Here is a 13525-nt window from a genome sequence, read left to right on the forward strand (position 1 = left end):
CGATGGCCGGCGCCTACGCAATCCTCGCGGTGAGCATCGGGTCGGTGATCGGTGCGCTGATGCGCTACGGCCTGAGCTTGAGCATGAACGCGCTTGCGCCGCACATCCCAATGGGCACCCTGGCGTCCAACCTGATCGCGGCCTACATCGTGGGTGCCGCCATCGCCTATTTCGGCTCGGCGCCGAACCTGTCGCCGGCCTGGCGGCTGTTCGTTATCACCGGCCTGGCCGGCGGCTTATCCACCTTCTCGACGTTCTCGGCCGAACTGCTGACGCTGCTGCGCGACGGCCGCCTGGGGTGGTCGGCCGGCATGCTGGCACTGCACGTGGGCGGCTCGCTCGCGATGACGGTGCTTGGCATGGCCACGGTTTCCCTCATTCGCCAACCATGACCCAAGGAGCTGCTATGAAAGGCTATCAACTCACGTTCTTCACGGGACAAGACCGCAGGCACCGGCACACGCCCATTGGCGAGTGGCTGCTGAAATTCGCCAAGGAACAGGGCGCCGCCGGCGGCACGTTGGTCGGCGCCGCGGAAGGCTTCGACCACGCCGGGCGCTTCCATTCCGCGCATTTCTTCGAGCTGGCGGACCAGCCGCTCGCCATCACCGTCTCGGTGGACGAGGCGGCATGCCAGCGCCTGATGGACGCGCTCGCCCAGGAAGACATCAACCTGACCTACGTAAAAGTGCCTGTCGAGTACGGGCGCGTGGGCAAGGCCGTGACGTAAACGTATATCAGCCGAAAGTTTTTGCCCCAACCATAAGGAGACTCACCATGTTGACCGTTCGCAATCTTCGACCGGAACCCACGTTGTCCGACTGGTTCAGGGACAACAACAACCTGCTGGCCGGCCTGATCCTGTGGGCGGCTGCTCTGCTGTGGCTTGCCGGTATTCAGCCGCGCTTGAAAGAGTCAGCTTGGTACCACGTCAGCTTCGTCGAAGGCGGTTTGATGTACGACCGCATGCCGGATGAGGCGGCGTGCCGTGCCAGCGTGGCGGACAACACCACCGCCTGCCTATCGGGTGCGGAACTGGACGGGAACGGTTCCGGCCATTGAGAACACCTCATGTTGAGCAGGGGCTGCGGCATTGCTCCCGATGCCCCGGCACCCTGCGTAATGTCCTTCCGCCTTCTTGCATCGGAGTCAGCTATGGAGTCTGCGATCCAGACGATACACGCCCGCGAAATTCTGGATTCACGCGGCAATCCCACCATCGAGGTGGATGTGCGGCTTGCTGGCGGCGCGACCGGCCGGGCAGCCGTGCCTTCGGGTGCATCGACTGGCATCCATGAGGCGGTCGAGTTGCGCGACGACGACCCGTACCGCTATGCAGGCAAAGGCGTGTGCAGGGCCGTCGCCCACGTCAACAAGGCGATTGGAGCCGTCTTGCATGGCCTGGACGCAAAGGATCAAGCCGCCATCGACCATGCCCTGATCGCGTTCGACGGCACGCCGAATAAGGCCCGGCTCGGGGCCAACGCCATCCTGGGCGTCAGCCTGGCCGTCGCGCGGGCTGCAGCACAGACGGCCGGGCTGCCGCTGTTCCAGTACCTGGGCGGCGCGCAAGCCTGCCGTATGCCGGTGCCGATGTTCAACATCCTCAACGGCGGCGTGCATGCCAACTGGCAGGGTACGGACTTCCAAGAATTCATGATCGCTCCGGTTGGCGCGGCAACCTTCGCCGAAGGCGTGCGCTGGGGTGCAGAGATTTACCATCGCCTACACGCCACGTTGAAAGAACGTGGCTACTCCACGGCAGTCGGCGATGAAGGCGGTTTTGCTCCCGCCTTGAAGCACAACAGCGACGCGGTAGAGCTGATCCTGGCGGCCATCGAGAGTGCCGGATACACGCCCGGCGAGGATGTGGTGATTGCGCTCGATCCTGCATCCAGCGGCTTCTACGAGAACGGTCTGTACCACCTGCGCAGCGAAGACCACCATGTCACAGCGGAGCAGATGGTGGAGCTGTATGCCGACTGGATCGCCAGGTATCCCATCGCCGTGCTGGAAGACGGACTGGCGGAAGACGACTGGACTGGCTGGAAGCTGCTGAATCAGGCGCTGGGAAGCAGGATTGAACTGGTTGGTGATGATCTGTTCGTCACCAACGTAGAACGCATCGAGCGCGGCATCCGGGAGGACGTAGCCAATGCGGTGCTCATCAAGCCCAACCAGATCGGCACGCTCACCGAAACCCGTGCCGCAGTGGATACGGCCTATCTGGCTGGCTGGGGTGCAATGGTGTCGCACCGCAGCGGCGAGACCGTGGACAGCTTCATTGCCGACCTCACCGTGGCGCTGGGCACAGGCCATCTCAAAACGGGCGCGCCATGTCGCGGCGAGCGCGTCGAAAAGTACAACCAGCTCATGCGCATCGAAGAAGTGCTGGGCAAGGCCGCCGTCTATGCCGGACATGCCGCGTTCGTGCGGTGACTGATTTTTTTGCTACATGGAGAAGACCTTATGACGACCATCATCCTGACACGCCACGGCCACGTGGATTGGATAGCCCCCGAACGTTTCCGTGGACGGGCCGAAATTCCATTGTCCGAGCTGGGGGAGCGACAGGCCAAGGCTCTCGGCCGGCGCGTAGCCCAAACATGGAAGCCTGATGCGATCTACACCAGTCCGCTGGGCCGTTGCGTGCGCACTGGCGCGGAGATAGGCGAGGCAACAGGCGCCAAGCCTGAAATTCTCGATGACCTGGCCGACACGCACTATGGCGAATGGCAGGGTCTCACGCATGACGAAGTGCGCGCCCGCTGGCCGGAGGAACATCGGATATGGTTCGAAGCACCGGACCTCGCCGCCATCCCCGGCGGCGAAACGCTCGCTCAGGTCCTGGCGCGCGGCATCAGCGTGCTGCAACGGGTGTTGAAGAAGCACAAGGGCCAGGCTGTGGTTCTGGTCGGTCACGACAGCATCAACCGGGTGATCCTGACGCACACCCTCGGCTTGTCCTTGTCCCGCTATTGGCGGATCAAGCAGGAGCCGTGCTGCATCAATGAAATTTCCATTGATGGAGAGACTTTCACCATCCAACGCATCAACGAAAGCCACCACTTGATCGATGTAGCCGATGAAGTGATCTAGGCGCCAATGACAGGGAGGCGATAGATGGAGATTCGACACCTACGTTGCTTCCTCGCGGTAGCCGAAGAACTCCATTTCGCTCGCGCCGCCGAACGACTGCATATCGAACAGTCGCCTCTTTCGAGGGCGATCAAAGAGCTGGAAGAAGACCTGGGCGTCAAGTTGTTTGTTCGCACGACGCGCAGCACACGGCTGACTCGCGCAGGAAAGCTGTTTCAAGAACATGTGCCGCGAGTGTTCACCGCTTTACAGCAGGCCCGCGACAGTGTGAAAGCCGCCGCCAACGGCTTTCATGGCCAGTTGCGGGTCGCGCTGTCGGACGGCATCACGCCGTCGCGGTTTTCTACATTCCTGGCGTTGTGCAGGCAGGAAGAGCCCGAAATCGAGATTCGCTTGTCCGAGGTTCCGCTTACGCAGCAAATCAAGGGCCTTCACGACGATCTGTACGACGTAGGGTTCGCGCAATCGGACGAGGTTGGCGATGGAGTCATCGCGGAACCCGTTTGGGACGATCCTCTGATGGTGGCGGTGCCTGCTCGACATCCACTCTTGAAGTACAAACGTATTCCGTTGGAAGAGGTGCTGCACTATCCGCTGGTACTCGGCGATCCTCTGGCCTGCGAGGGTCATGCACGCCAGGTAGATCGCGCGCTGCGCCGAGTGGAGCAGGAGCCACTGATTGCCGAGCGAGTCACAACTATCGACCTAATGATGGCGTTGGTATCGGCGGGCTTTGCCTTGGGATTGGCTGGCGCCTCGCAGATCGCGGCCAGCCGCGAGCCGGGCGTAGTGGCACGTCCGCTGGCCGGCCGCACACCCATGCTCACCACCTATCTGCTGCGTCTGGACGGCGAGCCTTCGCAGCCGCTGGCTCGTTTCATCGAGAGAGTCAGCACTGTCGAATCGTCCGGTGGACAGAAGCCTTCCACACCACCCCAATCTGATCCTTCGGAGGAACCAGAGACATGAACAAGAGCATGCTGTTGATACTCGCCGTCGTGCTGGCCTCCTGCGGCAAGCCCGAGCCAACCGAAACAGTGGAGTCGCTGGTAGCCAATCCCGAAAGACTCAAGGAGCTGCGCGCGCAGTGCAAATCGGATCGTGCCAAGCTAGGCGACGAACTATGCAATCGCGTGGCTGAAGCGACGAACCGCCGCTTCCTGGGGGATGGCAAGACGCCCTACAACCCGCCGAAGGAAGCCCCCAAGTTCTGATTGCCACGGACTCGCACGAAATTTCGCCTTCCTAACGAGATACGTTGCAACACGCCGTTGCTCGCGGCATTTTTCCTCGATTCGCCGCGACGCGAAATCTTGCTTTTTTCTCGACATTTCTTCCGATAACGGTCTTTGACCGCCCCTGACATGACTCCGATCCTCACGTGTGCGGCACGCCTTTGTGCTGCGTGTCAACGAGGAGAAAGCGGAGGCCAGGATGCAAGGTCAAGGCGTGCTGTTCGGGCAAGTCGGTGTCGTGTTCGGCATCGTGATTGCAGGCGTGTGGACCGCCACGCAGTGGACAGCCGCCGCCCTGGGCTATCAGCTACGCCTTGGCTCGCCCTGGTTCGATTTCTTCGGCAAGCCGGTCTATCACCCTTGGCGGTTGTTCGAGTGGTGGTTCTCCTACGATGCCTATGCGCCGCGCATCTTCGACACCGGTGGCGCGATCGCGGGCGGCAGCGGCCTGGTCGCCGTCGTGGTCGCCATCGCTATGTCGGTGTGGCGCTCGCGACAGTCGAAGCTGGTCACGACTTACGGCTCGGCACGTTGGGCCGAAGTTGCCGACATTCGCAAAGCCGGCCTCGACAAGCCGGCCGGTGTCTTCCTCGGCCTGCATCGCGGCCAATACCTACGGCATGAGGGCCCGGAACACGTCCTGACTTTCGCGCCGACACGCTCCGGCAAGGGTGTCGGCCTGGTGGTGCCGACGCTGTTGAGCTGGCCGGCGTCAGCCGTCATTCACGACATCAAGGGCGAGAACTGGCACATCACGGCCGGCTGGCGCTCGCGCTTCTCGCACTGCCTGTTGTTCAACCCGACCGATCCGAAATCGGCCGCGTACAACCCGCTGCTGGAAGTCCGGCGCGGCGCGCATGAGGTGCGCGATGTGCAGAACATCGCGGACATCCTGGTCGATCCCGAAGGCGCACTCGAACGCCGCAACCATTGGGAGAAGACTTCGCACGCGCTGCTGGTCGGCGCCATCCTGCATGTGCTCTACGCCGGCGAGGACAAGACGCTGCGCGGCGTCGCCAACTTCCTCTCCGACCCGGCTTGCCCGTTCGAGCTGACGCTGCATCGAATGATGACGACGCGCCACCTGGGCGACGTGCCGCATCCCGTTGTCGCATCCGCCGCGCGCGAGGTATTGAACAAGTCGGACAACGAGCGGTCGGGCGTGCTGTCCACCGCCATGTCGTTCCTCGGCCTGTACCGCGATCCTACGGTGGCCGAAGTCACCTCTCGCTGCGACTGGCGCATCGCCGATCTGATCGCCGCCGACCATCCCGTTTCGCTGTACCTGGTCGTGCCGCCTTCGGACATCAGCCGCACCAAGCCGCTGGTGCGCCTGATCCTCAACCAGATCGGCAGACGCCTGACCGAATCGCTCGACGGCAGCGACGGCATCGCACGTCGCCACAAGTTGCTGCTGATGCTCGACGAGTTCCCGGCGCTGGGCCGGCTCGACTTTTTCGAGACGGCGCTGGCGTTCATGGCCGGCTACGGCATCCGCAGCTTCCTCATCGCGCAGTCGCTCAACCAGATCGACAAAGCCTACGGCCAGAACCATTCGATCCTCGACAACTGCCATGTGCGCGTGACGTTCGCCACCAACGACGAACGCACCGCCAAGCGCATCTCCGAAACGCTCGGCACGGCGACCGAGCTGCGCGCACAGCGCAACTATGCCGGCCATCGGCTCGCGCCGTGGTTGGGGCACCTGATGGTGTCGCGCCAAGAGACGGCGCGCCCGCTGCTGACGCCCGGCGAGGTGATGCAGCTTCCACCGGACGATGCCGTGGTGATGGTGTCCAGCGTCGCGCCGATCAGGGCCAAGAAGCTCCGCTACTACGCCGACGCCAACTTCAAGCGCCGCGTGCTATCGCCGCCGGCACTTGCGAACGGCCGCTACGTCGATGCGCCACCGGTTCGTCCTGACGACTGGAGCGGGCTGGCTATCCCTGTTGTTCCGGTTGCTCCCTCAGCCGTCGGCCTGGCCGGCGGCGACGCCGGCACCACGGACGACGGCGGCCCGCGCCGTCAGCCGGAGCTGTCCGAGGTCGCCGAATACCGCCCCGAACAGGAGCTGGTGGCCAACGACTTGGCGCTGCTCGATGACGACGACGCGCCGTTGCCGCTTCCTCGCCAGCTCGACCCGGCCATGCAGCGCACGGCCCGGCTGGCTTCCCTTGACCAACACGACGGGATCGAGCTATGAGCCAGTACCGCCTCAACCTGTTCATTCCGCACGAGCACGCAAAGCGCCTCGACGAGCTGGCCGCCAAGAAAGGCGTGTCCAAGTCATCCATCGTCGCGGCAGCGCTGGCGTCCTGGCTGTCGCCCGACGCGGGCGACCAGCGCGAGGCCGCCATCGCCAAGCGGCTCGATCGGCTGACGCGCCAGTTCGAGCGGCTGGAGCGCGACCAGAACATCGAGATCGAGACGCTGGCACTGTTCGTGCGCTACTTCCTGACCGTCAGTACGCCGGTTCCCGAAGCCCATCAGGAGGCCGCACGCGCGCAAGGCAAAGCGCGGTTCGAGCAGTTCGTCGAACAGCTCGGCCGCCGCCTGATGCGCGGACGCAGCCTCGTGCGTGAAGTGGTGGAGGAACTGAACCCCGATGCCGCACGGCTGGATGGCGCGGCGGCGCTGGGCGAGGACCAGGAGCGCGACTCATGAGCGCGCAACCGCAGTCCTTCGCCACTACGTCGCTCGACCGGCGCATCCGCATGTTGCGCACGGCGATGGGGCCGCTGATCGCCGCCGCGCTCGAAGACCCTGACGTGGTTGAAATCATGCTCAATCCAGACCACACGCTCTGGATCGATCGCCTGTCGTCGGGCCGTGCACCAATGGGCGCGGAGCTGTCCGAGGAAGACGGCGAGCGCATCATCCGTCTGGTCGCGGCGCACGTCGGCGCAGAGGTGCATCGCAGCCAGCCGCTGCTCACCGCCGAACTGCCGGAAACGGGCGAACGCTTCGAGGGCATCCTGCCGCCTGCGGCGCCGGGGCCGGCCTTCGCACTGCGCAAGCGCGCGGTTGGCGTGATCCCGCTGGATCGCTACGTCACCGACGGGATGATGACCGCCGAGCAGGCCGAGTTCCTGCGCCGCGCAGTGCGCGAGCGGCAGAACATCCTGATCGCCGGCGGCACCAGCACCGGCAAGACAACGCTCGCCAATGCCTTGCTCGCGGAAATCGCCGCAACGGGCGACCGCGTGTTGGTGCTCGAAGACACCATCGAACTGCAATGCACTGCGCGCGATCACGTGCCGCTGCGCACCCGCGCCGGCGTCGTGTCGATGACCGAGCTGGTGCGCGCCACGATGCGCCTGCGTCCCGATCGCGTGATCGTCGGCGAGGTGCGCGGCGGCGAGGCCCTGGATCTCATCAAGGTGTGGGGCACAGGCCATCCGGGCGGCATCGCCACCATCCACGCCGGTTCCGCGCTCGGCGCACTGCTGCGCCTGGAGCAATTGATTCTCGAAGTCGCCGTGAATCCGCCGCGGGCGCTGGTCGCCGAGGCGGTCAATGTCGTCATCCACATCGCCGGCCGCGGCCGGCGCCGTCGTATCGAAAGCATCGCCCGCGTCGTCGGCTTCGACGGCGTGGGCTACCGCTTGGCGGATGCGCTGGAGGCGCCGCTTCCAGAACTGCCGCTGTCTTCCTCATCCCTCAACCCCTCTGGAGAACTGCCATGACGCAGATGCACGCCCCTGCTTTCCGCTTTTCCGTAAATCCGGCTTCGTACCTCGCGCGCCTGCGTCGCCTCGCCGGCCCGGCGCATCACGGCCTGCTGCTGGCCGCCATCTCGCTGATGACGGCGGGCACGGCGAAGGCCGCCGGTTCCTCGATGCCCTGGGAGGCACCGCTGCAATCCATCCTCGAATCCATCCAGGGGCCGGTTGCGCGCATCGTCGCGGTCATCATCATCATCGCCACGGGCCTGGCCCTCGCATTCGGCGACACCAGCGGCGGCTTCCGCAAGCTGATCCAGATCGTCTTCGGTCTGTCGATCGCCTTCGCCGCATCCTCGTTCTTCCTGTCGTTCTTCAGCTTCTCCGGCGGGGCCGTCGTATGAGCACGGCCAGCGACTTGCCGGGCTTCGAGGTGCCGCTGCATCGCTCGCTGACCGAGCCAATCCTGCTGGGCGGCGCACCGCGCACCGTGGCGATCGCCAACGGCACGCTGGCCGCCGCCGTGGGCCTGGGCCTGCAACTCTGGATTCCCGGCGTCGTGCTCTGGATCGTCGGTCATTCGCTGGCGGTGTGGGGCGCGCGCGTCGATCCGCAGTTCATGCAGGTGTTCGCCAAGCACCTCAAGCACAAGCCACTGCTGGACGTGTGACGGAGGACGCCACGATGCTCAACCTCGCCGAATACCGCCAGCGTCCGGCTTTGCTCGCCGATTGGCTGCCGTGGGCCGGGCTGGTCGCGCCCGGCGTCGTGCTGAACAAGGATGGCAGCTTTCAGCGCACTGCACGTTTTCGCGGGCCTGACCTCGATAGCGCGACACAAGGCGAGCTGGTCGCCACGACCGCGCGCTTGAACAATGCACTGCGCCGTCTCGGTGTCGGCTGGGCGCTGTTCGTCGAAGCCGAGCGCCGGCCGGCAGCGGACTATCCGCATTCGGATTTCCCCGAGCCGCTGTCGTGGCTGGTGGACGAGGAACGGCGCGCAACCTTCGAGGAATCCGGCAACCACTTCGAGAGCGGCTATCACCTCACGCTGCAATACCTGCCGCCGGAGGAATCTCGGGCTCGTGCCGCCAAGCTGCTGTACGAGAACACGCCAAGCGCAGGTGTGGATTGGCGCGAACGCCTGACTGCATTCGTCGCGGAAACCGGGCGCATCTTCGACCTGCTCGATGGCGTGATGCCCGAAATCGACTGGCTCGACGACGCCGAAACACTGACTTACCTGCACGCGACTGTCTCGACGCGGCGCTACCGCATCGGCGTGCCGGACGTGCCGTTCCACCTCGACGCATTGCTGGCGGACGCGCCGCTGATCGGCGGCCTCGCGCCGATGCTTGGAGATGCGCACCTGCGCGTCGTGACGGTGCGCGGCTTTCCGACCTCGACCTGGCCGGGGATTCTGGACGACCTCAACCGGCTTGGCTTCGCGTATCGCTGGAGCACGCGCTTTCTCTGCATGGATAAGGCAGAGGCCGAGAAGGAGCTGGTCCGCCTGCGACGCCAGTGGTTCGCCAAGCGCAAGAACGTCCTGGCGCTGCTGCGCGAAACGATCTTCCAGCAAGAGAGCCCGCTGGTCGATACCGACGCGAGCAACAAGGCGGCCGACGCCGATGCGGCCCTGCAGGAGCTGGGCAGCGATCAAGTCGCCTTCGGCTACGTCACGGCGACCGTGACGGTGCTCGATGCCGATGCCGACACGGCCGACGAGAAACTGCGCATGGTGGAGCGCGTGATTCAGGGTCGGGGCTTCGTGACCATCCCCGAAACCCTCAATTCCGTGGAGGCGTGGCTGTCGTCGGTGCCGGGCAATACCTACGCCAACGTGCGCCAGCCCATCGTCTCGACGCTGAACCTCGCGCACCTGATGCCGGTATCAGCGGTGTGGGCTGGACCGGAGAAGAACGACCACCTTGACGGCCCGCCGCTGATCGTCACCCGCACCGAAGGCGCCACGCCGTTTCGGCTGGTGACACACATCGGCGACGTGGGCCACACGCTGGTCGCCGGCCCGACCGGCATGGGCAAGTCCGTCCTGCTCGCCACGCTGGCGATGCAATTCCGCCGCTATCCCGGCTCCCGCATCTTCGCCTTCGACATGGGACGCTCGATGCGGGCGACCGCGCTGGGCCTGGGCGGCGAATACTATGACCTGGGTGCCGATGGCGCGATCGCGTTCCAACCGCTCGCGCGCATCGACCAAGAGAGCTACCGCACCTGGGCCGCCGAATGGGTTGAAGGTCGCCTGCAACATGAAGGCGTCGCCGTCGGCCCCGACGAGAAGGCGGCCATTTGGTCGGCGCTCGGCAGCCTTGCCGGCGCGCCGGTCGAACAGCGCACGCTCACGGGCCTGTCGGTACTGTTGCAGTCGAACGCGCTGCGCCAGGCGCTTGCGCCGTATGTGCTTGGCGGTGCGCACGGCAAGCTGCTCGACGCCGATCACGACCGGCTGGGCGCGGCCGACGTGCAGTGCTTCGAGATGGAAGAACTGATGCACAGCAAGGCCGCAGTGCTGGCCGTGCTGGGCTATCTGTTCGCGCGCTTCGAGGAGCGTTTCGACGGCGCACCGACGCTGCTGATCCTCGACGAGTCCTGGCTGTTCCTGGATGACCCGGTGTTTGCAGCGCGCATCCGCCAGTGGCTCAAGACGCTGCGCAAGAAGAACGTCAGCGTCATCTTCGCCACGCAGTCGCTCGCCGACATCAAGGATTCGAGCATCGCGCCCGCAATCATCGAGAGTTGCGCCAGCCGGATCTTCCTCGCGAACCCGCAGGCCACCGAGCCGCAGATTCGCACGATCTACGAAGGCTTCGGCCTCAACAGCCGGCAAATCGAGATCGTCGCCACCGCGCAGCCCAAGCGCGACTACTACTACCAATCCCGCGCAGGCAATCGCCTGTTCGACCTCGACCTGGGGCCGGTCGCGCTCGCGTTCGCAGGCGCTTCGACACCCCAAGACCAGCGCGCCATCGACCGCGTGCTGAACGACGCCGGAGCACCGGGCTTCGCCGGCGCCTGGCTGCGCCACCGCGGCCTCGATTGGGCGGCCGACCTGCTGCCGTCCGCGCCATCCGCCGCGTCCTTCCTCGCTTCACAACCACAGGAGATTTCGCCATGAAGATTCGCCTTCTCGCCCTCGCTGTCGCTGCGTTCGTCGGCGCCATGCCTGCTGCGCACGCGCAATGGGCCGTCATCGACGCGACCAACCTCGTGCAGAACACGATGACCGCCGCGCGTACGCTGGAGCAGATCAACAACCAGGTCAGGCAACTCCAGAATCAAGCGCAGTCGCTGATAAATCAAGCGCGCAACCTGGAGAGTCTGCCGTTCAACGTGGTCAGCCAGTTGCGCACGAACCTGGCGACCACCCAGCAGCTCATCGCGCAGGCGCAAGGGTTGGCGTTCCAGGTGCAGAGCATGGATCAACAGTTCGCGCGCCTGTACCCGGAGCAGTACGCCGCCACCGTCAGCGGCAACCAGATGTACCAGGACGCGCATCAGCGTTGGCAGAACACGCTCGAAGGCTTGCAGACCTCGATGCGGATGCAAGCGCAGGTGTCGCAGAACGTGACCGCAGACGAAAGCACGCTGACCGATCTCGTCGGCCAGAGCCAGTCGGCCACGGGCGCCTTGCAGGCCATGCAAGCGACGAATCAGCTTCTCGCCTTGCAGGCCAAGCAGTCCATCCAGACGCAGCAGCTTCAGCTTACGCAGGGGCGCGCCACGTCGCTGGAACTGGCACGCCAGGCCGCCGCCGTCGAGCGCGGCCGCGAGGTGACGCGGCGCTTCCTCGGCACCGGCACGGCGTATACGCCGCAGCCCGTGACCTTCTACGGCAACTGACGGGCACAGCCATGAAACGCGCGTCCGTCCTGTTCGCCATCACGTGCCTGCTCGCTGGCTGCGACCGGCCACACGCGCTGTCGGTCGATGCACTGGCCACCGACCCAACTCGGCTGCACACGCTGCTTGCGCAGTGCCGGCGTGGCGAGCATGGCGGCGCGTTCTGCGCGCAGGTCGCACAAGCCGACCTGCGCCGCTTCCTCTCCGGGCGCGCCGGGCCCGATGAATACCAAACGCTGGCCGACCTGCCGCCGATCCCGGCCAGCTTCGACGGGCCAGACGCGCCGTTGGAGGCAGAGCCATGAACGACGTCTCAATCATCGACCACTTCCTCAACGTCTTTTCCAACTACATCGACTCCGGCTTCGGCCTGCTGCGTGGCGAGGTTGCGTTCCTGACCGCGACGCTGGTGGCGATCGACATGACGCTTGCCGGGCTGTATTGGGCGCTCGGTCACGCCACCGGCCAGGGCGAAGACGTGATGGCGAAGCTCATCCGCAAGGTGCTCTACGTCGGCGCCTTCGCCTACATCATCGGCAACTTCAACATGCTGGCCGGCATCGTGTTCCGCTCGTTCGCCGGCCTGGGCCTGACGGCCACTGGCTCGGCCGTGAGCATGGAGACGTTCCTGCAACCGGGGCATCTCGCCAAGACCGGCATCGACGCGGCGGCGCCGATCCTCGACCAGATCAGCGAGATGGCCGGCTTCCCCGAGGTGTTCATCAACATCACGCCCATCGTCGTGATGTTCCTCGCGTGGTTCACCGTCATCGTCTGCTTCTTCGTGCTGGCGGTGCAGCTTTTCATCACGCTGATCGAGTTCAAGCTGACCACGCTCGCCGGCTTCGTGCTGGTGCCGTTCGCCCTCTGGAACAAGACCGCGTTCCTCGCGGAAAAGGTGCTCGGCAACGTGGTGTCGTCGGGCATCAAGGTATTGGTGCTGGCGGTCATTGTCGGCATTGGCACGGGCTTGTTCGCCGAGTTCCAGGTTACGCCCGACGAACCTTCTATCGACCACGCGCTGGTCGTGATGCTGGCCTCGCTCGCCATGCTGGCGCTCGGCATCTTCGGGCCGGGCATCGCCACAGGGTTGATTTCTGGCGGCCCACAACTCGGCGCTGGTGCGATGGCTGGTGCGGCCTTGGGCGCGGCGGGAACTGCCGTTGCCATCGGTGCGGCGGCCACTGGCGTTGGTGGTGCGGTCGCGGCCGGGGCGCGCATGGCACCCGCCGCCGCTGGCGCGATTGGTAGCGGCGCGCGTGCCGCCGCCTCAACTGCCAGCAGCGCGCGGTCGGCGTTCCAGGCCGGTTCCGCTGCTGCGGGTGGTGGCTTAAAGGGCGCTGCCGCCGGTGTAGGCAACGTCGCAAGGACTGGCGCACAGGCCGCCGGGCAGAAAGTCGCCGCCGGCGCACGCGCATTCGGCGAGCGAGTTGCCGGTGCATTCCGTGGCGAGGGTGGCGCGGCTGCTGGCGGGTCTGCCGAAGCGAGCGCATCCGAAACCGGCCCGTCCTCGGCTGCTGCCGATCAAAAGCAACCTGCTTGGGCCAAGCGCCTGCATCGTCGCCGGCAAATCGCCCATGCCGCGACCACCGCCGCGCACACGCTGCGCGGCGGAGACGGCGGTGGCTCGGCGCAAGGCCCAAGCCTGGGCGATTCCGATTCTTGAGGA

General features: G+C 65.3%; 16 protein-coding genes. All 16 read left to right on the top strand.

Features of this window, described 5'->3' with window-relative positions:
- Positions 1 to 2: 2 nt before the first annotated feature.
- The 16 genes from crcB (at position 3) to trbL (ending at position 13522) form a co-directional block, all read left to right on the top strand.
- Positions 3 to 392: a fluoride efflux transporter CrcB gene (gene crcB, locus RN01_RS23215; protein ID WP_017514238.1), complete on the top strand. Its 390-nt coding sequence runs from the start codon at positions 3 to 5 to the stop codon at positions 390 to 392.
- Between the two features lie 14 nt (positions 393 to 406).
- Positions 407 to 730 (top strand): DUF190 domain-containing protein, encoded by a 324-nt coding sequence (locus tag RN01_RS23220; RefSeq protein ID WP_017514237.1) that lies wholly within the window; start codon positions 407 to 409, stop codon positions 728 to 730.
- Between the two features lie 47 nt (positions 731 to 777).
- Entirely contained in the window at positions 778 to 1062 is a 285-nt protein-coding gene (locus RN01_RS23225; RefSeq protein ID WP_017514236.1) for a hypothetical protein, read from the top strand.
- A gap of 93 nt (positions 1063 to 1155) precedes the next feature.
- Positions 1156 to 2439: a phosphopyruvate hydratase gene (gene eno, locus RN01_RS23230; RefSeq protein WP_017514235.1), complete on the top strand. Its 1284-nt coding sequence runs from the start codon at positions 1156 to 1158 to the stop codon at positions 2437 to 2439.
- A 30-nt stretch (positions 2440 to 2469) separates the two neighbouring features.
- The gene (locus RN01_RS23235; RefSeq protein WP_024569784.1) at positions 2470 to 3099 is read left to right on the top strand and encodes a histidine phosphatase family protein; all 630 of its coding nucleotides are present in this window, start codon (positions 2470 to 2472) and stop codon (positions 3097 to 3099) included.
- A 24-nt stretch (positions 3100 to 3123) separates the two neighbouring features.
- Positions 3124 to 4068 carry a LysR family transcriptional regulator gene (locus RN01_RS23240; protein WP_017514233.1) on the top strand — a complete coding sequence of 315 codons (945 nt, stop codon included), beginning with the start codon at positions 3124 to 3126 and terminating at the stop codon, positions 4066 to 4068.
- Positions 4065 to 4313, top strand: a complete 249-nt coding sequence (locus RN01_RS23245; RefSeq protein WP_017514232.1) for an EexN family lipoprotein — start codon at positions 4065 to 4067, stop codon at positions 4311 to 4313. The genes RN01_RS23240 and RN01_RS23245 overlap by 4 nt, the downstream gene beginning before the upstream one ends.
- A 220-nt stretch (positions 4314 to 4533) precedes the next feature.
- Positions 4534 to 6537 carry a conjugal transfer protein TraG gene (locus tag RN01_RS23250; RefSeq protein WP_024569783.1) on the top strand — a complete coding sequence of 668 codons (2004 nt, stop codon included), beginning with the start codon at positions 4534 to 4536 and terminating at the stop codon, positions 6535 to 6537.
- Positions 6534 to 6998, top strand: a complete 465-nt coding sequence (locus tag RN01_RS23255) for a ribbon-helix-helix protein, CopG family (protein WP_017515335.1) — start codon at positions 6534 to 6536, stop codon at positions 6996 to 6998. The genes RN01_RS23250 and RN01_RS23255 overlap by 4 nt, the downstream gene beginning before the upstream one ends.
- Positions 6995 to 8020, top strand: a complete 1026-nt coding sequence (trbB, locus tag RN01_RS23260) for a P-type conjugative transfer ATPase TrbB (protein ID WP_017515336.1) — start codon at positions 6995 to 6997, stop codon at positions 8018 to 8020. Before RN01_RS23255 ends, trbB begins: the two co-directional genes overlap by 4 nt.
- Positions 8017 to 8400, top strand: coding sequence for a TrbC/VirB2 family protein (locus RN01_RS23265; protein ID WP_017515337.1), 384 nt, complete (start codon positions 8017 to 8019; stop codon positions 8398 to 8400). Before trbB ends, RN01_RS23265 begins: the two co-directional genes overlap by 4 nt.
- On the top strand, positions 8397 to 8666 hold the full coding sequence (locus RN01_RS23270) for a VirB3 family type IV secretion system protein (RefSeq protein WP_024569782.1): 270 nt from the start codon (positions 8397 to 8399) through the stop codon (positions 8664 to 8666). The genes RN01_RS23265 and RN01_RS23270 overlap by 4 nt, the downstream gene beginning before the upstream one ends.
- A gap of 14 nt (positions 8667 to 8680) precedes the next feature.
- Positions 8681 to 11131: a conjugal transfer protein TrbE gene (trbE, locus tag RN01_RS23275; protein ID WP_024569781.1), complete on the top strand. Its 2451-nt coding sequence runs from the start codon at positions 8681 to 8683 to the stop codon at positions 11129 to 11131.
- Positions 11128 to 11856 (top strand): P-type conjugative transfer protein TrbJ, encoded by a 729-nt coding sequence (trbJ, locus tag RN01_RS23280; RefSeq protein ID WP_017515261.1) that lies wholly within the window; start codon positions 11128 to 11130, stop codon positions 11854 to 11856. Before trbE ends, trbJ begins: the two co-directional genes overlap by 4 nt.
- A gap of 11 nt (positions 11857 to 11867) precedes the next feature.
- Positions 11868 to 12161, top strand: a complete 294-nt coding sequence (locus tag RN01_RS23285; RefSeq protein WP_017515260.1) for a hypothetical protein — start codon at positions 11868 to 11870, stop codon at positions 12159 to 12161.
- Complete coding sequence (gene trbL, locus RN01_RS23290; RefSeq protein WP_024569780.1) at positions 12158 to 13522, top strand: P-type conjugative transfer protein TrbL; 1365 nt, start codon at positions 12158 to 12160, stop codon at positions 13520 to 13522. Before RN01_RS23285 ends, trbL begins: the two co-directional genes overlap by 4 nt.
- Positions 13523 to 13525 lie beyond the last annotated feature (3 nt).

This window comes from Cupriavidus sp. SHE (assembly GCF_000812445.1).
Classification (GTDB): domain Bacteria; phylum Pseudomonadota; class Gammaproteobacteria; order Burkholderiales; family Burkholderiaceae; genus Cupriavidus; species Cupriavidus metallidurans.

Excerpts from the sequence above, each read along its gene's own strand:
- RN01_RS23240 (WP_017514233.1), top strand. The coding sequence starts at position 3,124 with ATGGAGATTCGACACCTACGTTGCTTCCTCGCGGTAGCCGAAGAACTC.
- RN01_RS23255 (WP_017515335.1), top strand. The coding sequence starts at position 6,534 with ATGAGCCAGTACCGCCTCAACCTGTTCATTCCGCACGAGCACGCAAAG.
- trbB (WP_017515336.1), top strand. The coding sequence starts at position 6,995 with ATGAGCGCGCAACCGCAGTCCTTCGCCACTACGTCGCTCGACCGGCGC.
- RN01_RS23235 (WP_024569784.1), top strand. The coding sequence starts at position 2,470 with ATGACGACCATCATCCTGACACGCCACGGCCACGTGGATTGGATAGCC.
- trbE (WP_024569781.1), top strand. The coding sequence starts at position 8,681 with ATGCTCAACCTCGCCGAATACCGCCAGCGTCCGGCTTTGCTCGCCGAT.
- RN01_RS23225 (WP_017514236.1), top strand. The coding sequence starts at position 778 with ATGTTGACCGTTCGCAATCTTCGACCGGAACCCACGTTGTCCGACTGG.
- trbJ (WP_017515261.1), top strand. The coding sequence starts at position 11,128 with ATGAAGATTCGCCTTCTCGCCCTCGCTGTCGCTGCGTTCGTCGGCGCC.
- RN01_RS23270 (WP_024569782.1), top strand. The coding sequence starts at position 8,397 with ATGAGCACGGCCAGCGACTTGCCGGGCTTCGAGGTGCCGCTGCATCGC.
- eno (WP_017514235.1), top strand. The coding sequence starts at position 1,156 with ATGGAGTCTGCGATCCAGACGATACACGCCCGCGAAATTCTGGATTCA.
- RN01_RS23285 (WP_017515260.1), top strand. The coding sequence starts at position 11,868 with ATGAAACGCGCGTCCGTCCTGTTCGCCATCACGTGCCTGCTCGCTGGC.
- RN01_RS23265 (WP_017515337.1), top strand. The coding sequence starts at position 8,017 with ATGACGCAGATGCACGCCCCTGCTTTCCGCTTTTCCGTAAATCCGGCT.
- trbL (WP_024569780.1), top strand. The coding sequence starts at position 12,158 with ATGAACGACGTCTCAATCATCGACCACTTCCTCAACGTCTTTTCCAAC.
- crcB (WP_017514238.1), top strand. The coding sequence starts at position 3 with ATGGCCGGCGCCTACGCAATCCTCGCGGTGAGCATCGGGTCGGTGATC.
- RN01_RS23220 (WP_017514237.1), top strand. The coding sequence starts at position 407 with ATGAAAGGCTATCAACTCACGTTCTTCACGGGACAAGACCGCAGGCAC.
- RN01_RS23245 (WP_017514232.1), top strand. The coding sequence starts at position 4,065 with ATGAACAAGAGCATGCTGTTGATACTCGCCGTCGTGCTGGCCTCCTGC.
- RN01_RS23250 (WP_024569783.1), top strand. The coding sequence starts at position 4,534 with ATGCAAGGTCAAGGCGTGCTGTTCGGGCAAGTCGGTGTCGTGTTCGGC.